Origin of the sequence: Chryseobacterium oryctis, assembly GCF_025971925.1 — a bacterium.
Lineage (GTDB): Bacteria > Bacteroidota > Bacteroidia > Flavobacteriales > Weeksellaceae > Chryseobacterium > Chryseobacterium oryctis.
In genome coordinates this window covers 97,765-121,213 of record NZ_JAPDHV010000004.1, presented here as the reverse complement: position 1 = coordinate 121,213, position 23,449 = coordinate 97,765, and the positions used below count along the sequence as shown (strand labels likewise).

Genomic DNA, 23,449 nt, shown 5'->3' with positions numbered 1-23,449 from the left:
AAATGGAAATTTTTGGTTATATCGCATCAGTTTTAATTGGTGTTTCACTAGGATTAGTTGGGAGTGGCGGAAGCATTCTTACCATTCCTGTTCTTGTTTATCTTTTCGGGATTGACGCTTTTATCGCAACAGAATACTCACTTTTCATTGTTGGAATCAGTAGTGTCGCAGGTTCTGTTTCTTATCTAAAAAAAGGATTGGTAGACCTTAAAACCGCTTTGGTTTTCGGAATTCCTTCCATTATTTCAATTTTTCTTACAAGAAGCTACCTTTTACCTTTAATTCCGATTGAAGTTTTCAGAATAGGGAATTTCATTCTTACAAAAGACATTTTTCTGTTACTGATTTTTGCAGTATTGATGATTATCGCTTCTTTTAAAATGATTCAGAAGAGTTCCTTATCAACAATTGAAGTAGCACATTCCCATAAAAACAGCATATTCAAGGCAGCGGGAGAAGGCTCTGCTGTAGGGATTTTAACCGGTTTGGTTGGTGCAGGTGGAGGATTTATGATTATTCCCACATTAGTTAATCTTCTGAAAATCCCAATGAAAGTTGCCATCGGAACTTCTTTGGTCATTGTTTCACTAAATTCGCTCATCGGTTTCTTTTCCGCAATGAACCATTCTGAAATCGATTGGAGTTTACTCATATCAATTTCTGTCATTGCCATTATCGGAATTATTATAGGTTCTTATTTATCAAAAAAAATCGACGGCAAAAAACTTAAACCCGCATTTGGATGGTTTGTCCTGATAATGGGCATTTATATTATTATCAAAGAAATATTTTTTAAAATCTAAAATTAAAATTTATCATTATGAAAATAGAACAGATTTATACAGGATGTTTAGCTCAGGGAGCGTATTATATTGTTTCTGAAAATGAAGCAGTGATAATTGATCCTTTAAGAGAAACTCAACCCTATATTGACAGACTGAAGAAAGATAATGTAACTTTAAAATACATTTTTGAAACCCACTTTCATGCAGATTTCGTTAGCGGTCATGTAGATTTAAGTAAGAAAACAGGTGCATCAATCATCTATGGACCTACTGCAAATCCTGAATTTAAAGCTATCATCGCAGAAGACAATCAAATTTTTGAAGTTGGAAATATCAAAATTAAAGTTCTTCATACTCCAGGACACACACTAGAAAGCTCATCTTTTTTATTAATCGATGAAAACAGACAGGAAAAAGCTCTTTTCAGTGGAGATACATTATTTTTAGGGGATGTTGGACGCCCCGATTTGGCTCAAAAAGCTACGAATATGACTCAGGAAGAATTAGCCGGGTTATTGTATGACAGTTTATACAAAAAAATCCTTCCTTTAAATGATAATATCATCGTATATCCGGCTCATGGAGCAGGCTCTGCCTGTGGAAAAAATATGCAGAAAGAAACGATTGATACATTAGGAAATCAGAAAAAAAACAATTATGCTTTAAACCAAAAAAACAAAGAAAGTTTCATAAAAGCTGTTACAGACGGGCTTCTTCCTCCTCCCGCCTATTTTGGCATGAACGTCATCATGAACAAAAAAGGCTATGAAAGTTTTGATGAAGTTTTATCTAAAGGTTTACATACACTTTCTCCTGAAGAATTTGAAAATATTGCAGAACTTTCGGGAGCTTTGATATTAGATGTCAGAAACAATGGTGACTTTGCGAAAGGATTCATTCCGCAATCTGTTAATATCGGATTAAATGGTGATTTTGCACCTTGGGTTGGAGCTTTAATTGCAGATGTAAAACAACCTCTTCTATTAATTACCAATGAAAATGAACAGGAAGAAGCCGTAACAAGATTAAGCAGAGTTGGTTTTGACAATATTTTAGGGTTTCTGAAAGGTGGTTTTGAAGCATGGAAAAACAGCGGAAAAGAAAGCGATACAGTCCACCGAATTTCAGCCCAACAATTTGAAGCTGAAATCAAGGATAAAAACGCTAAAATAATCGATGTAAGAAAAGAAAGCGAATACAATGCAGAACACGTAAATGAAGCATATAGCAAACCTCTAGCTTATATCAATGAATGGATAAGTCAGATTGACAAGAATGAACATTTTTATCTTCATTGTGCAGGAGGGTACAGAAGTATGATGGCTGCAAGTATTCTTCAGGCAAGAGGTTTCAGAAATTTTACCGAAATTGAAGGTGGTTTTAATGCTATTTCTCAAACAAGCGTTCCAAAGAGTAATTTTGTATGTCAAAGTAAAGTTTTAAAATAAGTAAAAAATAATTATAAATGTTAGATATTATAAAAGAACCTTGGCCTTGGTATATTGCCGGTCCGTTGATTGGTCTTACCGTCCCTATTTTACTGATTTTAGGAAATAAATCCTTCGGAATCAGTTCTTCATTAAGGCATATTTGTGCATCTTGTATTCCTGCAAATATCAGCTTTTTCAAATATGATTGGAAAAAAGAAATTTGGAATTTACTTTTTGTGTTGGGAATTTTTATTGGCGGATTGGTAACTGCTCAATATCTCATAAATCCAGGAGAAATAAACATAAATCCTCAACTTAAAACAGAACTGGCTACTTACGGAATCACAGATTACAGCAATCTTGTACCAGCTCAATTAATGAATTTTGAAAGTCTATTTACACTAAAAGGATTTTTCATCATGATTGTAGGTGGATTTTTAGTCGGTTTCGGAACCCGATATGCGGGAGGATGCACAAGCGGACATTCAATAATGGGACTTGCCAACTTACAATGGCCGTCCTTAGTTGCTACAATTTGTTTTATGATTGGAGGTTTTTTAATGGCAAACTTCATTCTTCCCATAATTCTTTCACTTTAATTTAATCAATAATGACAAAAGAAACAGATATACGTCACCAAGATACTATTTGCACCAATGAAAGTCAGCTTCAACACAAATGGTATCACAACCTAAAATATCTTTTGGTAGGAATTTTCTTCGGAATTGTTTTTACAAAAGCTGAAGTTATCAGTTGGTTCAGAATTCAGGAGATGTTCAGATTACAATCTTTCCATATGTACGGCATCATCGGAAGTGCAGTTTTCACAGCGCTTGTTTCCGTTTGGATTATTAAAAAATTCAAAATCAAAACCATTTATGGCGAACCGATTACCATTGCTCCTAAAAAGTTTAACAAAGGACAAATCTATGGCGGTTTGATTTTCGGATTTGGCTGGGCAATTACGGGAGCTTGTCCGGGACCACTTTTTGCACAAATCGGGACAGGAGCTTTTGCTGTAGCGGTAACTTTACTAAGTGCAATTTTAGGAACCTGGGTGTATGGATATTTCAGAGAAAAACTTCCTCATTAATTTTGATTAAAACTTTTTGCATCAGGGTAAACTTGTATATTTGCCCAATACTAAGTTTTAAGACCAAGAAATACCAATTATGCCAATAGATGATTCTCACAAGTTGATTCCTATGACAGATTTTGTTATTGAGTACTATTCTAATGAGGGATATGCTGATCTTCAGACCTTGAAATTGATGAATAACTATGCAAAATTTCTCAAAAAAAATTTAACATTAGGAATGTTTGTGCCGGTAGATTCTAAAGGAAATATTTTAAAAGAACCTAAAAACTATACAGCATGGAGTTCTCTAAAACATAATAGCAAAAAAAGAAACGACAATGTGGGAAGTCCTGTTTTTGAGGAATACAGAGTCTATCAACAAGCTGAAAAAAATCTCCTTTTTGATGGTTTTACAGTAGCTTATAATGGTTTTTCGGTAGTGAGAATCGTTGCAACTTACAATGATTCTATTGAATTGTCTTTCAATAAAAGTAATATGACATTTCAGAAATTCACCAATGTGGAATCCCTCACCTATTTTGATAAAATATATTTGAATGTAAATGCACTCAAAAAATTAGGATTAACTAAGAAAATATAAAAAGTTGATTTAAACTTTTATTTTGACCACAAAAGACACAAAAGTTTTTTTTTAAAATTCATTATAAAAATCTATATAAGAACACATTAGCTATTTGAAAATCTTTGATTTTCTCTTATATGAACTTTAAAACAAGTTTAAAATTAACGCTCACTAAAATGCATTTTAGTGAGCGTTAATTTTATAATAAATAATTAAAACTGAGTAACTAATCCTCTTCTTCTGTATTTTTAAGCTTCATCAAAAGGGTATAAGCATTTTTAGTAACAATTTTTTTATTGTTGAAATCATTAAAATTAAGAATCTGAACAAATCCGTTTTCTGTTTCACCTAAAGTAACCGGAGTAAGTTTGTACGTCTGCTTTTTTTCTTCTACGAAAACAAAATCTTTGCCTTCAAAATTAACAATACCTTCCTCAGAAACTGCATTTGAAAAAGAAGACTGAATATCAATTTCAGCATTCATATACATCCCGGGAACAAGGCTGTGGTCATATTTATCAAAATGACAGTGAACCTCCGTCAAACCTCCTGAGTTTACATCTTTGCTGATAAGAAAAACCTCTCCATAATATTTTTTGTTAGGTTCTGCATTGGTGTACGCTACAAATCTTTGTCCTTTTTTCAGACTTTCCAAGTCTTTTTCATAAACTTTAAGATTGAGGTGAATATCAGACGGATTTATCAATTCAAAAAGAACATCGGAAGGATTCACATATTTTCCGATATTCACATTCACTTTGCTCACAAAACCATTGATACTACTGTAAACCGGTACACTTTTAGTAATATTTCCGGATTTCAAAGAATTTGGATTGATGTTTATCAAACGTAACTGTTCCGCCAAAGAACTCATCAAAATTCTCTGACTGTTCATCTCGGATTGCGCCTGTTGCATTACTTTATCACTACTTGCCTGACTTTGATTTAATGTTTTTTGGCGTTGATAATCCAATTCTGCAAAATGCAGTTTAGATTTCGCCATCAAATAATCTTGCTGAAGCTGTATAAATTGAGGATTTTCAATCACCGCAATCACCTGACCTTTTGTAACAGGCATTCCAGGAAGCAAACTGCTTGATTTTAAATATCCACCCAAAGGAATACTTACCGAAACAAGATTTTGTGGCGGAACATCTATCATTCCGTTAAGTTTCAATACACTGGAGATATTTTGTAAAGAAAGTGTAGTTGTTTCTATTGGTGCATTTTTCAACTGTGCATCCGTAAGAGTTACTACATTTTCATCTTTATGAGGTTCAGGTTTTTGTTCTGTTTTATCTTTTTCTTTAGTACACTGAACGAACATGAACAATCCTAATACTATATATATAAGTTTACGTTTCATTGTTATGGATTTAAAATAAGGTATTCCAGCTCTATTGCGCTTTGATTAAGTTTTCCGACGGCATCGGTATAATTGCTTTTAAGCGTTACAGCCTGATTAACTAGCATCACAAAATCAAGATAATTGATTTCTCCTGCTATAAATTGTTTTTTTGCCGTTTCTGTAATAATGTCTGCATTTTTCAGTTCAGAAGTTTCATATCTTGAAACAATTTCTAAATTATTCTGATAAACATCAGAAGCTTTTTTAAACTGATTTTGCAAATTGAATTCAGCATTTTTCAGGTCATTTTCAGCGACAGATTCAGCAATTTTAGCCGCCTGAATTCTGGATTTTTGTCCGCCAGAAAAAATAGGAACGGAAACGCCCACCTGCACAGAATGAAACTGAGGTGTTGCATCATAAACCTTGTCATCCGGTCCCATTCCTTTGAAGCTATTTAAATTATAAGCAACTGAAAAACCTGGAAGTAATTTTGCTTTTTCCAACATTGTCTGTTGTGTTGAAACGTTCTTTTGTTGCTCTAAAACCTGAAGGAAAGGATTGTTTTTAAAATCTTTACCCGGGGCTACAGTATACAGTTTTTGGTCTTCCGGAGACCAGTTTGTTTCTGAATTGAGAAGCCATTGAAGTTGGTATTTCAGCACCGAAAGTTCCTGCTGTACATGCTTCATTTGTATTTCTATCGACGCTTTTTGGTTTGCAGCGGTTGTTTTCTCCAAAATATTACTTTCTCCTACTTTTAAACGTAAACTTGCTTTATCTAAAAAGTCTGAATACAATTTCAATATTTCATTCAGCAGTTTTTCTTTTTCATTCCAATAAAGAATGTCATAGAATGTAAGACTTACCGCTTTTTTCAGTTCATATTCCTTCAGAGAAACGTTTAACAAAGATTTTTTCCATTCTTCTGTGTATACATTTTTTTGTTTTTTGTAAACAGTCGGAAAAGCAATACTCTGAGCAATCCCAAATTTCATATCGTTAAAAGCACTGTTAACCTGCCCGTAATCAAACATTATATCAGTCGCCGGAATATCCGTTCCAGAATTAATCAACGCTTTTGAATAATCTGATTTTAATTTTTCATTTTTTAAATTCCTGTTATTTTCCAATGCAGTTTGAATGGCATCTTCTAAAGTAATAGGTGTTTGTGCCTGTATTCCTATTCCAGAAACGCTAAAAAGTAAAATGAATACGGCAATTTTATTTTTATTTTTTATCTTTTTCATTGTAAATCCTTTTTCAATATTCACGTAAAGTAGGGGTAAAACAAATAGTGTAAGAAAAGTTGCAATCAATAAACCCCCAATAACCACAGTCGCCAAAGGACGCTGAACTTCCGCTCCTGCCCCGTTACTTAGAGCCATAGGAATAAATCCTAACGAGGCCACAAAAGCCGTCATCAAAACCGGACGAAGACGAGATTCTCCTCCATCAATAACTATTCTTACAATATTTCGTATTCCGCTTTTATATAGACGATTAAACTCAGATATAAGAACAATTCCGTTTAAAACAGCAACTCCGAAAAGTGCGATAAAACCAACTCCTGCACTGATACTGAAAGGCATTCCTCTTAAAGCCAACAGAAAAACACCTCCGATAATAGAAAGCGGAATTGCCGTATAAATCAGTAAACTTTCTTTAATAGATTTAAACGCCAAGAACAACATCACAAAAATAAGAGCCAATGCAACAGGAACGGCAATCATCAGACGTTGCTTTGCATTGTTTAAGTTTTCAAAAGAACCTCCGTAAGTCATATAATATCCTGTCGGAAGTTTTATTTCCTTGTCAACTTTACTTTGAAGCTCCTCAACAATACTTTGTACATCTCTTCCTTTAATATTAAAACCAACTACAATTCTTCGTTGAGCATTTTCTCTCTGAATTTGGTTTGGTCCGTTTTTCACTTCCACTTTTGCCAGTTGCGACAGCGGAATTTGATTTCCGGAAGGGGTAGAAACCAAAAGATTTTTAATATCATTTACATTCTTACGGCTTTTATTATCAAGTCTTACGACCATATCAAACCTTTTTTCTCCTTCGAAAACCAATCCTGTACTCTGCCCTGCAAAAGCAGTATTCACAATTCTGTTGATATCTGAAATTGATAAATGATATTGTGCCAATAAAGGTCGATTGTATTCAATAATAACCTGTGGCATACCCGAAATAGGCTCTATATAAAGATTTTGTGCTCCTTCTACACTTTCTATAATCTTGCCCAATTTTTGAGCATTTTGTGAAAGAACATCAAGGTCGTCACCAAAAATTTTTACCACAACATCCTGTCTTGCTCCTGTCATCAGTTCATTAAAACGCATTTGCACAGGAAACTGGAAGCTCACGGTAATCCCAGGAACGTCTTCTAATTCTTTTCCCATTTTTTCAGCCAGTTCAGGGAAAGAAGCTGCAGAAGTCCATTCTTTTTTATCTTTTAAAATCACTATTAAATCCGCCGCATCCATCGGCATCGAGTCTGTAGGCACTTCTCCACTTCCTATTTTGGTAACTACTTTCTCTACTTCCGGAAAACGGGATTTAAGAATATGGGCTGCTTTTTGGGTACTTTCGATAGTTGTTGTAAGGCTACTTCCAGGTAAAACTCTGGTTTCTACTGCAAAATCACCTTCTTCCAGAGACGGAATAAACTCACCTCCTAATCTGCTCAAAATAAAAATGGCAGCTATAAATAATGCAATAACAACGGCAAAAATAGTTTTTGGAATCCTAAGGAATTTCAGCAATGTTTTAAGATAAGCCTTTTCTACTTTTTTCATAATTCTGTCTGAAATAGTAGGTTTATCACTTCGTTTTCTTAATAACACCGAGCTCATCATCGGGATATAAGTAAGAGACAGTAAAAATGCCCCCAATAAAGCAAAGGCTACCGTTTGAGCCATTGGTTTAAACATCTTTCCTTCAATACCCTGTAAACTAAGAATAGGAAGATAAACAATCAGGATAATAATTTGTCCGAAAACGGCACTGTTCATCATTTTTCCAGCAGAATCAATAACAATGGTATCCATTTCCTGTTTTCCGACCGAGAATATTTTTTTAAACCTTGAATTATGACTGAATTGATGCAGGACAGATTCAACAATGATAACAGCTCCGTCAATAATCAATCCGAAATCCAATGCTCCTAAGCTCATCAGGTTTCCGCTTACACCAAAAAGATTCATCATACAAATAGCAAAAAGCATTGCTAAAGGAATCACAGAGGCAACCAATAAACCTGCACGAATATTTCCTAAAAATAAAACCAATACAAAAACAACAATTAATGCACCTTCCAAAAGGTTTGTTTCAACTGTACCAATCGCATTATTTACCATTTTTGTACGATCTAGAAAAGGTTCAATTACTACACCTTTAGGAAGTGTTTTCTGTATTTGTTCTATTTTATCTTTTACGTTTTTAATGACCTGCTTACTATTTTCACCTTTCAGCATCATCACAACGGCTCCTGAAACTTCGCCCTGATCATTAAAGGTCATAGCTCCGTATCTTGTTGAAAAGCCAAATCTTACATCTGCAACATCTCTTATAAAAAGAGGAATCTCATTTGCCTTTGTCGCAATAGAAATATTCTGAATATCTTCAATATTCCCGATGAGTCCCTCACTTCTGATATATAAAACTGTAGGACCTTTTTCGATATATGCACCTCCCGTATTTTGATTATTTACCTGAAGAGCATCAAAAACATCGTTGATGGTAATTCCATAAGCATTAAGCTTGTCCGGATTTACTGCAATTTCATATTGTTTTAATTTTCCTCCGAAACTACTGACTTCTGCTACTCCTTTTACTCCCAAAAGTTGTCGTCTAACTACCCAATCCTGAATAGTACGAAGTTCTGTAATGTCATATTTCTTTTCATACCCTTTTTCAGGTCTTACGACATACTGAAAAATTTCGCCTAATCCTGTAGAAATAGGTCCCAATTCGGGTTTTCCTATACCATCCGGAATTTCAGACTGTACCTGCTGAAGCCTTTCCGCAACCTGTTGTCTTGCCCAATATATATCAATATTATCTTCAAAAACAATAGTTACAAGAGATAATCCGAATCTCGAAAAACTACGAATTTCTTTTAATCCTGAAATATTACTGTTTGCTTGTTCTATTGGGAAAGTTACCAATCTTTCTATGTCTGTAGCACCAAAAGACGGCGCAACTGTAATAACCTGAACCTGGTTATTTGTGATATCCGGTACTGCGTCTATTGGGAGTTTTGTAACCTGATAAGAACCAATTCCTATAAGACCCAATACCAACAGTACAATAATGAGTTTATTCTTCACAGAAAACTCAATGATTTTTGTAAGCATAAATGATTTGTTAATCTTTTTTGAATAATGTGTTTAATATCCCTAGAAATACATACATGAAATATCACACATGTAGTTTTTCAATAGCAGAATACACCCAATCGTTTTTCAGATTGAGAAAAAATTAGATGAAGATTAACAAAATTTTGGCGGTTGCCAAATAGAATTCAAAATCTCTTTATTGTAGTAGAAACTTTTATAGATGGTTTCTTTAGATAAAATTTCTTTGAATATTTTTTCTGTGAAATGTAAATATAATGAAGGTTCTACCGTAAAAGCAACTAAAAGTGGGCAACTGTGAGAAACAAAAGGAAGTTTTTGGTCGGTTTGATAATCCGAATCCTGTACAGGATCATCATAATGCAATTTTAGAAAAGCTCCAACAGTCATTCCCGGATTAAGATCTTTATGCTCCATAAAGTGCTCTACAAGAATAGGAATCTTCAAAAACTGATACAATTCAGTTGTAGAAACCAAATAAAAGAACAACAACAATATGGAAATCATCTTTTTCACTGCTTCAAAATTATGAAATCTTTCATAAACAACGATTTAATTTATTGTTAAAAATGAAAAATGAATATAAGAAAGTAAGGAAATTATGATTTTTAGCATAAATCAAAGAATAAAAATATAATAAGACCTTTTTATCTTATTTTATAATATATTTGTATTAAAATTTGAAGGAAAATATTATCTAATATCCCCTTTCAATTTTACAACATGCAATTTTAAGAATTAAATCTATCATAAAAGTATTCAACCCATGAAAAAGAAGCTCATATATATTCTCCTTTTTGTATCACTGATTATAAATATCACGCTGATTTACAAATTCTTTTATCAAGGAGAAAGCGTAAAATTATCATCAGATGGAAGAACTGAAATAAAAATGAGTAAAGAAAATCGGGATTTTGTAATGGCAGAAATGCGCGGTTTCCTTGAAAGTGTACAAAAAATAAACGAAGGAATTGCCAAAAACGATCCTAACCCTATTGCAAGTGTTGGACAACAATCAGGAACCTGTAAAGTAGATGTCGTTCCTCAAGGTTTGGTAAAGTCTTTACCACTCGGATTTAAACAAATGGGATTTGATACTCACGAACTTTTTGATGTAATGTCAAAAATGGCTAAAGAAAAATATGACCGTCAACAGACTCAGGAGAAGCTCAATCAACTGCTCAACAATTGTGTTGCGTGTCATAAAACATATAAAATAACTTCTGAATAATTAATTAAATCATGATTAAAAAATTAATCTATGTAAGCGTTTTAACGTTTGCATACGGGCTTTCGTATGCCCAAATTGACAGTTTAAAAATGAATGTTGATTTACGTACCAGAGGAGAGCTAGACAATGGATTTAAAACCTTAATTCCTAAAGGAAAATCTGCGGAAACAACAATTTCTTCAAGGGCAAGATTTGGAATAGATTATTATTATAAAAACTTACAAATTTATCTATCTGCTCAAGATGCAAGAACATGGGGAGAAACAAGCTCTACATCTACTAAAAATCAAAATTTCACACTCAATGAAGCATGGGCAAAATATCAGTTTTCAGAAAAAATTTCATTAAAAATTGGTAGACAAATCCTTTCTTATGATAACGAACGACTTATCGGAGCAGTTGACTGGGCAATGCAAGGAAGAAATTTTGATGCATTGAAGGGAGTTTTCACACTTTCAGCCAATTCTAAATTGGAAACTGTAGTCACCTACAACAATGATGATAATGACTCCAATGATCTTCCTGATAAAGAAATTTATAACGTAGCAGAAGCTGGTGAAATCACAAAATCACTGCAAATATTGCATTATCAATTTATTGGAAAGGACAAATTTCAGTTTTCTGCAATCGCGTTGAATAACGTATTGCAAAACCCTTCCGGAACTCATTATGATATGCTGACTGTAGGTATAAATGCAAAAAAATACTTTGAAAATTTCGGATTGTTTGGTTCTGCATATTATCAAGCGGGGAAAAATACCAGCGCTCAAAGTAAATCGGCGTATCAGTTTTCTGTCAATGCAGATTTTATCGTGAACTCAAAATTTAATATTGTTTTGGGTACAGAATGGCTTTCTGGTAACAATTATGACACAGCTATCGAAAAAAACAAGTCTTTCAGCCCTTTATACGGTTCAAATCACCTTTATAACGGTTTTATGGATTATTTTTACTCTGGAACAAGTTATTTCAACAGTTTTGGACTGAATGATTATTATTTGAAGTCAACGTTTAAATTTAACCCAAATTCTACTATACAAGCCAATATTCACGCATTTACAACTAACGGAAATCTGGGACATGATAAAGAAGGAAAAGATTTATCATCATATTTAGGATCTGAGCTTGATTTAGTTTTCGCACAGAAATTCGGAAAATTTGTTACTGTAAATTTGGGTCATTCTTTTATGTTTTCGGGAAACAGTATGGAATTTATAAAGAATGTATCTGAACCTAAAAATTTACAAACCTGGACATGGTTGGCTCTAAAAATCACACCTAATTTCAGACTAAAATAATCTGTTTCATTATTAGCAATCCGATAGCAATATTTCTTACAATTAGAAATATTGCTGTTTTTTTTCGATACACAATACAACATTCAGCTTCATTTTTTCAGATAAATAAATCATTCTAAAATATCTTTTTAACAATTTGATAGTTTCTAAACTTTAAACAATATCAATGAAAGCAATATATTTGTATACTAAAAAAAACAAATGCTTGTATTTTCAAACACTTGTCAGTATGCGATTAAGTCCTGCATAGTTTTAGCGAATGACAGACGAAAAATAGGAATCAAAGAGATATCTGAAAAAATTGATACACCTTCTGCTTTCACTTCCAAAATACTGCAACAACTAACTAAAAAAGGATTAATTTCTTCAGGAAAAGGAAAAGGAGGTGGTTTTTATCTGACTGATGAACAGTTTGAAAAACTTACCATAAAAGATATCTATGAAAACTTTGAAGGAAAAGAAGTTTTAAAATCCTGCCTTTTGGGATTAAAACAATGTGGAGGCGAAAACCCTTGTCCTATTCATCATTTGGCTGCAGAAATAAAAGAAAAAATTTTATTGATGTTTCAATATAAAATTAAAGATTTGAAGGATTTTGGAAGTGTAATGATTTAAGTATTAGAATAATCAAACTTTAAAGATTTCAGAAAAAATACTATCGAAATCATAATCACCAAAGAAGCAAAAAACAGCCAATAAGGTGAACTCAAAAAAGGAATTCTGAAAATTGGGAAAACTCCTGCTAAAGCTAACAATATTTCGTTAAACAAAATTCCGAGAACAATTGAATAAACACTGTAAATCAACATTTTATTCATTATGATTTTTTCTATATCTATTATCTTCCACAGCAAAAATATACTGATTCCGACCAATAAAACCAAATGAAGGTATGCAACGGCTACATTGATACTATTAAATGCATAAATACCCAACATTGGAACAGCCGAAGCTGATTGCAAAATAAATTTCAGCAGAAAAGCAGACCCGAAAATACCTAAAAGAGCTTTGTGAACTAAATTTTTACTTTCTGATATTTTTCTCTTATTGTTCCAAGCCCATTTCCAAAGTTTCCATGTACCAAGTAATTGTATTAATGATACAGCAACAAAAAATCCGTATAAATAATCCGGCATTTTTATCCATAAAACAGAAAGTCCATACCCGAAAAAAGCTCCAATAAACAGTAGATAAAAGATGTTTTTATTTAATTTTTGAGGAATGATAACTTTATAATTTTTCAACGAAATTAAAAACAATCCAACACAAGAGAATAAAAAGAAACCATTATACTGAAAATGCAGATAAAAATACGTACAAGCCCGATACAAATCATCAATCACATTTTTACTTGCCGACATATATGCTAATGAAAAAACACCCAAAGAAGATAATATCGCAAAAAAAGCTCCGGAACGAAGCCAGATAATTTCCGAACTTTTATTTTTCCTGGTATCAATCAGTAAAAAAATATAATAAACAAAGCCTGTAAACAAAGAAATTGATGAAAACACAATTGATAACCAATAATACCCTGAATACAGAAAAGTGACCAACATTCCGTAAGAACCTATTTGGTTGAAAATCATAAGAAGTTGGTATTTGGTATGATTTATTTTGGGGTTTTGTCTACTTAAATACTGAACTACAAACAGATAAATACAGGCACTTACCCAACCGTAAAAGGCAAAATGGGAATGTGCTTCCTGCATATATTTGTGATTAGCTCCCGGTAAAGAAAATGCAATATTATACCTCATCATCACGCCTAAAAAAGACACAATAAAGAAGTTAAAGACACATAACTTTAACCAAAAACCAAAATTTTTCATTATTATTTTATAAAAATCTCTATCAATTATAAATATTCTGTCATTCCGACAAAGGAGGAATCTGAATAATTATTAATAGATTCTTCATTCCGCTTTGCTTCATTCAGAATGACATTTAGATTTACATTTATTCAATCTATTCTATTTTTTGCAAAGTATCAAATTTCTCTTTTTCTCCGGTTCTTACAACGGAAATATCAAGATATTTAACGAGACCTTTACTTGCTTCTTCAAACTGTTTTGCTTTTTTGTCGGCATATTCATAAGTGTACCCAATTCCCATCACTACTTTATGACCATTGCACTCTCCCATTGCTAAATACAGGATGTCTCCTAATTTTGGTTGAATATTCATAATTTTTACTTTATTATTTTAAATATTGTATTTCGGATTTTATTTCCAAAATTCATCAGGATAATTATCTGCTTCTTTTTGATGATATTTTATCAATTTTTTGCCAACCTCATCCATTTCTTCCTCAGAAAGATTTTTTTCCAGATGAGGGAATAGCACTCTTTCTTCAAAACGGATGTGGCTCTGAAGAGCGTCAGCAAAATCTGCCAAAAGCTGCATATTTTCAGACTGATTGATGCTGCTTATCATTTTTCTTATTTCCCGGTGTTCTTTATCCATTTGAATCTGAAGGCTGTCATTTCCCGTTTCCGGTAATACAATATCTTCTACCTTGAAATGTTTGCTTAAACTTTCTATCCAGAAATAATTAATATAATTCCGAATCCTTGTAAAGGAAATATCTTTTTTAATGCCTTGTTTTATTTTCCAGCAATAAAGTAATCCGAAATGATGGTCTCTGGAGAGCAATACTAAATTTTCGTTTCTTTTCATACCTCTTAGTTTATACAACGGATTGCTCTATAAAATTACGCGTAAATCAGCTATGAATCATTCTGTAATTCTATGATATCCGTTAGAAAAATTATTAAAAAGAACCGCCATTACATCAATAATGACAGTTCTCCAAATTAAATTTAATTGATTATCTTTTTTCTTTTAGTGACCAGCCCGTTTTTAATCCGATAATGAAAATCACCAACAGTACTTCGCCCAATGCAAGTAATATATCTCCTGGAACACGAAGCCAACGCAGAGTATGCATGATGTCTGTCTGCATAAATTCTGCAGAACGTGCATACCAATATCCTTCTTTGATGGAAGCCACAGACTGCATAATTCCTATTGGAAGCAAACTGATACTTACCATTACCAATAAACCGATATTTGTGAGCCAGAATGCCCAACCTATGAGTTTATCGTTCCATTGTCTGTCCGGATATAAGCCTCTCAGTACAAACATCATTAAGCCAATTCCAAGAATTCCATACACTCCGAAAAGAGCAGCATGACCATGAACCGCAGTTGTATTCAAACCTTGAATATAATACAAAGCAATAGGTGGATTAATTGCAAATCCGAAAATACCAGCTCCCAAGAAATTCCAGAAACACATTGCAATGAAGCAGTAGATTGGCCATTTATAAGCTTTAATCCATTGTGTAGATTTACTTATCTGATAATTCTGATAGGCTTCGAAACCAATCAAAACCAAAGGAACGATTTCCAATGCACTGAACGTTGCTCCCAAAGCTAAAACAGCCGTTGGTGTTGCACTGAAATATAAATGGTGAAATGTTCCTAAAATACCTCCCGCAAGGAAAATAATCGTTGAAAACAATACGGCATGTGTTGCAGCTTTCAGTCTTAATAAACCTAATCTTGTGAATAAAAATGCTGCTACAACCGTTGCGAAAACTTCAAAGAAACCTTCTACCCAAAGATGCACAACCCACCATCTCCAATATTCTGCAATTGCCATGTGAGTTTGTCTTCCGTACATTAATCCTGCTCCGTAGAACATTGCAATAGCAACTGCCGAAAGTGTAAACAATAATAACAAATGTCTGTCTCCGTCTTTCTTTTTCAGGGCAGGAAGTAGCGCTCTCACCATCAATACCAACCAAAGAATTAATCCTATCAACAGTAATATTTGCCAAATTCTTCCTAATTCCACATATTCATAGCCTGAATGTCCCCAAAGGAAATTGTCAACATATCCCAGTTTTTGCATTACGCCCAACCATTGTCCAGCCAATGAACCAAAAACAACAATCAATAATGCTCCAAACAAAACATTCACCCCTAAAACCTGATATTTTGGTTCGTAACCTGAAACAGCCGGAGCAATATAAAGACCAGTTGCCAACCACGAGGTAGCAATCCAGAAAATAGCCAACTGAACGTGCCAGCTTCGTGAAATGGATTGTGGTAAAAATTCATCTAAAGGAAAACCATAAAAAGCACTTCCTTCTACTCCATAATGCGCTGTGATAACTCCCGCAATCATTTGAACCAAAATCAACAGAGCAACCACCCAAATGTATTTTAAAGTAGCCTTCATGGAAGGAGTTGGCTTCATATTTCGTAGCGGATCTTCTAAAGGAAGTTTTTCGCTGATTTCCTCTTCTTTATTTTTAGCATGATAGAAAACCAGTAAACCAACACATCCCAAAAGCATCAAAACACTAAAACCTGACCAAAGGTGTAATGAAGGAGGAGGAATATTGCCTATCATCTCATCATGCGGCCAATTGTTGGTATAAGAAACATCATCTCCCGGACGATCTGTAATACATACCCAAGCTGCCCATGAGAAAAAGGCGTTCATTTTTGCCATTCTTTCCGGATCTTTTACCGTATTTTTAGGAATTGCATAATTATCCCGTAATTGAGCCATTTCCGGGTCATTCATAAATATTTTAGCGTAATATTCAGCCAACTCAGCCTGTACTCTTGCTCTTTCCGGAGAAATGACAATGGTATTGGTAGCTTCATCCAACGTATTATTACGAAGCTCTTTTTTCAGGAGTACTTTATATTTTGCCTGTTCGTCGTCCGAAAGATCTTTGTAGGCTTTCCCATCTTTTTTGGCAAGTTCTTCAAGAAGCAATAAAGATTCACGGTGAAGATAATCAGCACTCCAATCGGGAGCAATGTAAGCACCGTGTCCCCAAATACTTCCTACGGTTTGCCCACCAATAGACTGCCACACATTTTGACCGTCTTTAATATCCTGACCTGTTGCAATAATTTTCCCTTCTGTGGTTATTACTTTATCCGGAATCGGAGGAATTTTTCTATAAATTTCTACTCCATAGAAGATAAGTACGGCAAAGGAACCTATAATTACCGCAGTAAGCCAGATCCATAATTTTTTAGGAGTCATAATTATTAGTTTGAGTTATCATTTTCTTCTGAGAATTCTTTTTCCAGTTTAATTGCTTTCGGGAAAAGTATGTTATTTTCTAAATGAATGTGTTTGTGCAAGTCATTTTCAAAATCCTGAAGCATTGCAAAAGTCACTCTATACGTATTACAAGCGTCTGCTGGTGGATTGTACTCATCTGTAAGCTCTGCAATTTTTCTTAAGCGCTCGCCTTCCACAGTATGCTCATGCTTCATCATATTAACAGGATTTTCTACTGTTCCGAAAGCTGGTTGCTGAATTGCGCTTCCATCTATTTGAGCTTTAACCATATTTTTGATGAATGGAAAAAGTATCAGTTCCTCTTTTTTCAAGTGTGCACCCAAATCCTGTGCAGAAGCATCAAATAATTGTTTTATATCGAATAATTCTGGGTGACTTCCTCCGTGAACTTTACACAATTTATCTAAAAATGCCTGAATAACCGGAGTTTTTTCTTCTACATATCTATGGTGTGTTTTTTCCACATAATCTGCTAATAAATCTAATGGCCAACTTTTAAAATCAATAGAATTGTTATCATTTTTTGGAAGGTTTTCTATTTCTTCATAAATCTGTTCTGTATCAAGCTTCTTAGAGCTACAAGCCTCTTCTATTGTTCTTCCTCCTTTGCAACAGAAATCGATTCCGTATTTTTTAAAAATAGCTGCCGTTCTGAAATCTTCAGCTACAATTTCGCCTATAAAATCTGTCTTTGTATTCATAATTCAATATTTTAATACCTTTTTATCCTTTATTTTGTTAAAAAAATTTAATTTTTAAGGACGGTTTTTAGCTTAAAATTAAGAACCGTCCTTTGAACCATTTATTCTCTTTATTTTTTTAGAGAAAGAATATATTTTACCATTTTTTGTGCATTTTCTTTGCTCATTCCTGCATGTGGAGTCATTGGGATATCTCCCCAAACACCTTTACCTCCGTCAATAATTTTTTGTGCAAGATGATCTATATCTGCTTCTGTGTATTTATTGGCAACATCTTGATAAGAAGGCCCTACTAATTTTGAATCTGTTTTATGGCAAGATAAACAGTCTGTACCTTCTATTAATTTTAACCCCTCTTCTTCAGCAGAAGCAGGAGTTGCATTTGCTGCAATTGCAGCAGAATCTACGGGTTTAGGTTCATCCAACATTACATTAGTTTCTGTTGTAGCTTCTACAGATTCTACTTCTTTTTTATCAGAGCAAGAAGTAAGTGCGAGTGAAAACAGCAATGCTGTTAAGAATACATTTTTCATAATTTCTCTATTTTTTCAGTTTATAATTCTAATTGTCTTTTTATTTCGTTTACAGTAGCATCAATATCTACATTAAGTCCTTCTTTCTGAAAGGCCAAAACTCCTTTTTTGGAATAGACATTAATAATGTTGGAATGTGAAAACTCGATAGGTGAAATTTCTTTATATTTCACTGCCATTACATTAGCCAACTCTCTTATTTCATTATCATTACCACGAATAAACATCCATTCTTCACTATCAAACTTATTAGCTTTAAGGTAAGCTTTCATTACTTCCGGAGTGTCGGTTTTCGGATCAATGGTAATCAACACATATTGAATGTCATCAGAATCTACTTTCCCTACTTTTTTTGTAATCTTCCTCATCTCAGTAGTTAATCTCGGGCAAGCTGTTTTGCATGAAGTAAAAATCATTGCTGTTACCAAAACCTTTCCTTTCAGGTCAGAAAAAGAAACCTTTTTCCCGTCTTGCTGCTCCCACTGCGTATCGACATTATAAATAGAATCCGGACTTATTTCTTCATTCTTTTTGCTGCATGACAACATTATCAATGCAAACAAAATGTAAAATATGTTTTTCATAATTTTAGTTATCTAAATCTTTGGCACATCTGAACCCAAGATTATTAAGGCTGTAATTTGCTTTCAAACTTCCTCTCAGTGCATAGCGTACAAAGGCTGCATAATTTCTGAGATCTGCAGAAGTAACTGCCGCACCAGCACAAAAAAGTGATTCATTGGTAGTATTATCTTTTCTGGATTCCCCACTCATCATTACCGAATTGAAATCATAAGTCCATTCCCAAACCATCCCGTACATATCGTAAATCCCATAATAATTAGGTTCTCCTTGTTTCACAGGTTGCTTATTTTTATCTTTTTTCTGATAAGATTTCAAAATAAAATCTGTAAACTCAGGTTTTTGGGAAGCATTTTTTGAACTTTTATCAGCAAGACCTACATATTCCCATTCATCAATTGTCGGAAGTCTTTTTCCTACACTTTTAGCATAAGCTTCTGCTGCATACCATGAAATATTGGTAATTGGTGCTTCAGGACTTAAGTTTTCGGGTATTTCGAAATCACTTTTCCAATTTTTAAGGTAAGAATCATCTGCATACAACCGTAAAACTTTACTTTTAGTCCATTGGGGATTGGCTTTCACGAACTGAAGATATTCTGCATTGGTAACGGGAGTTTCATCAAGATAAAAGGATTTTACCTGTACTACTCTCCCTGAATCTTTACCAATAAAAGCTTCATAAGTTCCACCTTCAATTTTTGCCATGATTTTTTTGCTGGGAACAGAAATCAATGGATTTGAGGCTGTAGGTTTGCTTTTAGAAGAAGCATCCGAATGACCAGAACAAGAAGATTGTAATATACCTACAACAACAACCAATATTTTGATGAAACTTTTCATGATTACCTTATTAAATTCCCCAATGAACTATGGGTAAACATTAATTCTTTTTATAAACAGTCGGGTTATCCGGTCCTGTAACTTTTATTTTACCTAAAGCACCTTTGTTGAATGCTCTGAAAATAGCGTGATCCACAATCACATATTCTCCCGGAACTGTAGCTTTGAATTCTACTATTGCGGCTCCACCCGGAGGAATAACTGTTGTCTGTACATGTTCATTAATCTTATTGCCTCCTTCAATGTATACTTTATCAAAAATTTCCCCGATTACGTGGAATGAAGAAGTAAGGTTGGGTCCACCATTTCCTACATAGAAACGTACTGTTTCACCTACTTTAGCCTGCAATTCTCCATCACCTAATAAAGCTCCTGTTTTTCCGTTGAATACTACATATTCCGGATGTTCTGCAATGGCTTTGTCCATATCAAATTCCTGAAGTCCTTTATCTCCAAATTTCCCTTTGGTATAGAAGTCTCCCTGCATAATGTAGTATTCTTTATCTACTTTCGGAAGTCCGCCTTCAGGCTCTATTAAAATAAGACCATACATTCCGTTGGCAATATGCATCCCTACAGGTGCTGTGGCACAGTGATAAACATATAACCCCGGATTTAATGCTTTAAAATTGAATACAGCTTCTTTTCCTGGTGCAACGAATGTAGCTTCTGCCCCACCTCCAGGACCATTTACGGCATGAAGATCTATATTATGTGGGAAAGTATTATTTTCATTATTTTTAAGATGAAGCTCAATTTCATCACCTACTCTAGCTCTGATAAAACTTCCCGGAACAGTTCCGTTAAACGTCCAGAAATTATATTGTGTACCGTCTGCAAGCTCACCAACTTTTTCGATTGTTTCTAATCTTACAATGACTTTTTTGGCTGCACGCTGACCGATAGGTGCAGGTACGTTAGGTGGTGCAACTAATTTTTGCTCTTCGGTAGTACCATCTGTTTTAATTTTTTCAGTGTCCGCTGCATTATCTGATGAAGCAATAGTGTTTTGTTTACAAGAATTCAAGCTGATGAATGCTGACAAAACAGTCGTGATTATTAACGTTTTTCTCATAACAGAATTATTTATAAGTAATATTTCAGTTTTGTTTACTAATAAGTTTTTTATGGCTATTTAAGAATTCAATTGCAAAAATAAGCTAAAAATACCTTTTAGTATTTTATTTATATAAAAAATATTTTATCTTTTCAAAAATGTCATCTTTAAATCTAAATCTTCGACAAACATGTTAATTTTAAATCTTTCCAACATATCCTGTATTTCCTGCCTGATTCCTTTAAAATCATTGTGTATCGGACAAGGACACTCTTCCGAACATTCTTTAAGCCCTAATCCACAGCCTGAAAATAGCTTATCCCCATCCATCTCTCTCACAATATCGGCAACTGATAGCGTAAGATTAGTTTCATCCATATAAAAACCTCCATTAGGTCCTTTTGCAGATTGTACAAAATCTTTTCGACTCAACTCCTGAAGAATCTTTGCTATGAAATACTCCGGAGAATCTATTCCTGAAGCAATATCTTTAATACCTATCCTGCTTCCGTCTTTCGACTTCTGCGCAATATAAATCAGAGCACGAATGGCATATTCACAGGTTTTGGAAAACATTTTCTATTACTTTTACATTACAAAGGTAGAAAATAAACAAGCAATAAAAGAGTTATCTATCTTTTATTTTCAATGACATTTATCACATCAAGCAGACGCTGTGTTTTTAGTAAGAATATTAACAAATTATAATTTAATAATTTTAAAATTATTATCTTCGTGATGAATCACAGCGAAAGGTATTGTCCTTAGAGTATTTAACGAGTTGTGAATTGCTTTCAAAAATTATTATCTTCGTGATGAGTCACAGCCTTTGGGGTCGTTATAGGCGTTGGTCTTGTGTTGTGAATTGCTTTCAAAAATTATTATCTTCGTGATGAGTCACAGCTTCAAGGTCCACAGAACCATTTTGTGCAGAGTTGTGAATTGCTTTCAAAAATTATTATCTTCGTGATGAGTCACAGCTCCTGCTATTACAGGAAACCGAAGAACCTAGTTGTGAATTGCTTTCAAAAATTATTATCTTCGTGATGAGTCACAGCTTCTCCCTGAAGCTCTCCTGCTAATTCAGGGTTGTGAATTGCTTTCAAAAATTATTATCTTCGTGATGAGTCACAGCTTTGCAGGAGTTGTTAAACCTGTTACTTGTGTTGTGAATTGCTTTCAAAAATTATTATCTTCGTGATGAGTCACAGCGGCATCCGATTTCTAGCTTTTGGGCGTGACGTTGTGAATTGCTTTCAAAAATTATTATCTTCGTGATGAGTCACAGCGCGTGGAGTGTCAGTTTATCAGCCTTGGTGGTTGTGAATTGCTTTCAAAAATTATTATCTTCGTGATGAGTCACAGCGTCTAAAGACAATTTCCGTTTTAGAATCTTGTTGTGAATTGCTTTCAAAAATTATTATCTTCGTGATGAGTCACAGCTAAGTAAATAATCACTATTACATTCCGACAGTTGTGAATTGCTTTCAAAAATTATTATCTTCGTGATGAGTCACAGCACAAAAAGAGGAATAACATCGCCACCTATGGTTGTGAATTGCTTTCAAAAATTATTATCTTCGTGATGAGTCACAGCTAGCCCCAAATTTGGTCGTAAGGCTTATTAGTTGTGAATTGCTTTCAAAAATTATTATCTTCGTGATGAGTCACAGCACTAATATTGAATTTAAAGGGAGGTTCTTTGTTGTGAATTGCTTTCAAAAATTATTATCTTCGTGATGAGTCACAGCTGAGAATATCTCGGCACGTATCCCCATATTGTTGTGAATTGCTTTCAAAAATTATTATCTTCGTGATGAGTCACAGCAGGTCAGGGGTTGGCAGTGCATTGGTGAAAGTTGTGAATTGCTTTCAAAAATTATTATCTTCGTGATGAGTCACAGCGAATATCGTCAAAGGCTTCGTAAGCGTGATGTTGTGAATTGCTTTCAAAAATTATTATCTTCGTGATGAGTCACAGCATATGGCATGTTATCATATATATACCAAATGTTGTGAATTGCTTTCAAAAATTATTATCTTCGTGATGAGTCACAGCCTTTGGGGTCATTATATGCATTTGTTCGGTGTTGTGAATTGCTTTCAAAAATTATTATCTTCGTGATGAGTCACAGCTCCAAAAATCTAAATAAAAATGAGTAAATTGTTGTGAATTGCTTTCAAAAATTATTATCTTCGTGATGAGTCACAGCAAATTCATAATGAATTTATCACTTTCGCCTGTTGTGAATTGCTTTCAAAAATTATTATCTTCGTGATGAGTCACAGCCTTTGCCCCTCAAAGATGGGTGAATTATCGGTTGTGAATTGCTTTCAAAAATTATTATCTTCGTGATGAGTCACAGCACCTATATACTGCTTCATCACCAATGCCTTGTTGTGAATTGCTTTCAAAAATTATTATCTTCGTGATGAGTCACAGCACTAATATTGAATTTAAAGGGAGGTTCTTGGTTGTGAATTGCTTTCAAAAATTATT

General features: G+C 33.9%; 21 protein-coding genes and 1 CRISPR repeat array (1 of these 22 cut by a window edge). Of the genes, 8 read left to right on the top strand and 13 right to left on the bottom strand.

Features of this window, described 5'->3' with window-relative positions:
- Nucleotides 1–2: 2 nt before the first annotated feature.
- The 5 genes from OH806_RS10220 to OH806_RS10200 all read left to right on the top strand — a co-directional run bounded on the left by OH806_RS10220 (nt 3) and on the right by OH806_RS10200 (nt 3,894).
- Nucleotides 3–803 carry a sulfite exporter TauE/SafE family protein gene (locus OH806_RS10220; RefSeq protein WP_264743578.1) on the top strand — a complete coding sequence of 267 codons (801 nt, stop codon included), beginning with the start codon at nt 3–5 and terminating at the stop codon, nt 801–803.
- 17 nt (nt 804–820) lie between these two features.
- A complete protein-coding gene (locus OH806_RS10215) occupies nt 821–2,233 on the top strand; it encodes an MBL fold metallo-hydrolase (protein ID WP_264743577.1) in 1,413 nt (470 codons plus the stop codon).
- Nucleotides 2,234–2,250: 17 nt separating this feature from the next.
- Complete coding sequence (locus OH806_RS10210) at nt 2,251–2,814, top strand: YeeE/YedE family protein (protein WP_264743576.1); 564 nt, start codon at nt 2,251–2,253, stop codon at nt 2,812–2,814.
- An 11-nt stretch (nt 2,815–2,825) separates the two neighbouring features.
- On the top strand, nt 2,826–3,308 hold the full coding sequence (locus tag OH806_RS10205) for a YeeE/YedE family protein (RefSeq protein WP_264743575.1): 483 nt from the start codon (nt 2,826–2,828) through the stop codon (nt 3,306–3,308).
- A gap of 79 nt (nt 3,309–3,387) precedes the next feature.
- Complete coding sequence (locus OH806_RS10200) at nt 3,388–3,894, top strand: hypothetical protein (RefSeq protein ID WP_264743574.1); 507 nt, start codon at nt 3,388–3,390, stop codon at nt 3,892–3,894.
- 208 nt (nt 3,895–4,102) lie between these two features.
- On the opposite strand, the gene OH806_RS10195 is transcribed toward OH806_RS10200, so the two are convergent.
- The 3 genes from OH806_RS10195 to OH806_RS10185 all read right to left on the bottom strand — a co-directional run bounded on the left by OH806_RS10195 (nt 4,103) and on the right by OH806_RS10185 (nt 10,095).
- On the bottom strand, nt 4,103–5,242 hold the full coding sequence (locus tag OH806_RS10195; RefSeq protein WP_264743573.1) for an efflux RND transporter periplasmic adaptor subunit: 1,140 nt from the start codon (nt 5,240–5,242) through the stop codon (nt 4,103–4,105).
- A 2-nt stretch (nt 5,243–5,244) separates the two neighbouring features.
- On the bottom strand, nt 5,245–9,588 hold the full coding sequence (locus OH806_RS10190) for a CusA/CzcA family heavy metal efflux RND transporter (protein WP_264743572.1): 4,344 nt from the start codon (nt 9,586–9,588) through the stop codon (nt 5,245–5,247).
- 135 nt (nt 9,589–9,723) lie between these two features.
- On the bottom strand, nt 9,724–10,095 hold the full coding sequence (locus OH806_RS10185; RefSeq protein ID WP_264743571.1) for a hypothetical protein: 372 nt from the start codon (nt 10,093–10,095) through the stop codon (nt 9,724–9,726).
- A gap of 259 nt (nt 10,096–10,354) precedes the next feature.
- On the opposite strand from OH806_RS10185, the gene OH806_RS10180 reads away from it, so the two are divergent.
- The 3 genes from OH806_RS10180 to OH806_RS10170 all read left to right on the top strand — a co-directional run bounded on the left by OH806_RS10180 (nt 10,355) and on the right by OH806_RS10170 (nt 12,732).
- Nucleotides 10,355–10,819, top strand: a complete 465-nt coding sequence (locus tag OH806_RS10180; RefSeq protein ID WP_264743570.1) for a hypothetical protein — start codon at nt 10,355–10,357, stop codon at nt 10,817–10,819.
- Nucleotides 10,820–10,830: 11 nt separating this feature from the next.
- Nucleotides 10,831–12,117 carry an alginate export family protein gene (locus OH806_RS10175; RefSeq protein ID WP_264743569.1) on the top strand — a complete coding sequence of 429 codons (1,287 nt, stop codon included), beginning with the start codon at nt 10,831–10,833 and terminating at the stop codon, nt 12,115–12,117.
- 201 nt (nt 12,118–12,318) lie between these two features.
- Nucleotides 12,319–12,732 (top strand): RrF2 family transcriptional regulator, encoded by a 414-nt coding sequence (locus tag OH806_RS10170; protein WP_264743568.1) that lies wholly within the window; start codon nt 12,319–12,321, stop codon nt 12,730–12,732.
- Here OH806_RS10170 and OH806_RS10165 read toward each other — a convergent pair.
- The 10 genes from OH806_RS10165 to OH806_RS10120 form a co-directional block, all read right to left on the bottom strand.
- Nucleotides 12,729–13,898: a hypothetical protein gene (locus tag OH806_RS10165; RefSeq protein ID WP_264743567.1), complete on the bottom strand. Its 1,170-nt coding sequence runs from the start codon at nt 13,896–13,898 to the stop codon at nt 12,729–12,731. The genes OH806_RS10170 and OH806_RS10165 overlap by 4 nt on opposite strands.
- 187 nt (nt 13,899–14,085) lie before the next feature.
- Nucleotides 14,086–14,304: a hypothetical protein gene (locus tag OH806_RS10160; protein WP_264743566.1), complete on the bottom strand. Its 219-nt coding sequence runs from the start codon at nt 14,302–14,304 to the stop codon at nt 14,086–14,088.
- Between the two features lie 39 nt (nt 14,305–14,343).
- Nucleotides 14,344–14,796: a hemerythrin domain-containing protein gene (locus tag OH806_RS10155; RefSeq protein ID WP_264743565.1), complete on the bottom strand. Its 453-nt coding sequence runs from the start codon at nt 14,794–14,796 to the stop codon at nt 14,344–14,346.
- Between the two features lie 151 nt (nt 14,797–14,947).
- A complete protein-coding gene (locus tag OH806_RS10150; RefSeq protein WP_264743564.1) occupies nt 14,948–17,191 on the bottom strand; it encodes a nitric-oxide reductase large subunit in 2,244 nt (747 codons plus the stop codon).
- Nucleotides 17,192–17,196: 5 nt separating this feature from the next.
- Nucleotides 17,197–17,934 carry an iron-sulfur cluster repair di-iron protein gene (gene ric, locus OH806_RS10145; protein ID WP_264743563.1) on the bottom strand — a complete coding sequence of 246 codons (738 nt, stop codon included), beginning with the start codon at nt 17,932–17,934 and terminating at the stop codon, nt 17,197–17,199.
- 110 nt (nt 17,935–18,044) lie between these two features.
- Nucleotides 18,045–18,467, bottom strand: coding sequence for a c-type cytochrome (locus OH806_RS10140; RefSeq protein WP_264743562.1), 423 nt, complete (start codon nt 18,465–18,467; stop codon nt 18,045–18,047).
- Nucleotides 18,468–18,487: 20 nt separating this feature from the next.
- Complete coding sequence (locus OH806_RS10135; protein ID WP_264743561.1) at nt 18,488–19,051, bottom strand: SCO family protein; 564 nt, start codon at nt 19,049–19,051, stop codon at nt 18,488–18,490.
- 4 nt (nt 19,052–19,055) lie between these two features.
- Nucleotides 19,056–19,892: a formylglycine-generating enzyme family protein gene (locus tag OH806_RS10130; protein ID WP_264743560.1), complete on the bottom strand. Its 837-nt coding sequence runs from the start codon at nt 19,890–19,892 to the stop codon at nt 19,056–19,058.
- Between the two features lie 40 nt (nt 19,893–19,932).
- Nucleotides 19,933–20,967 carry a copper-containing nitrite reductase gene (nirK, locus tag OH806_RS10125; protein ID WP_406567623.1) on the bottom strand — a complete coding sequence of 345 codons (1,035 nt, stop codon included), beginning with the start codon at nt 20,965–20,967 and terminating at the stop codon, nt 19,933–19,935.
- Between the two features lie 126 nt (nt 20,968–21,093).
- Complete coding sequence (locus tag OH806_RS10120) at nt 21,094–21,525, bottom strand: RrF2 family transcriptional regulator (protein ID WP_264743559.1); 432 nt, start codon at nt 21,523–21,525, stop codon at nt 21,094–21,096.
- A 204-nt stretch (nt 21,526–21,729) separates the two neighbouring features.
- A CRISPR array of direct repeats spans nt 21,730–23,449; the repeat unit is 47 nt; unit sequence GTTGTGAATTGCTTTCAAAAATTATTATCTTCGTGATGAGTCACAGC; it runs 175 nt beyond the window's last position.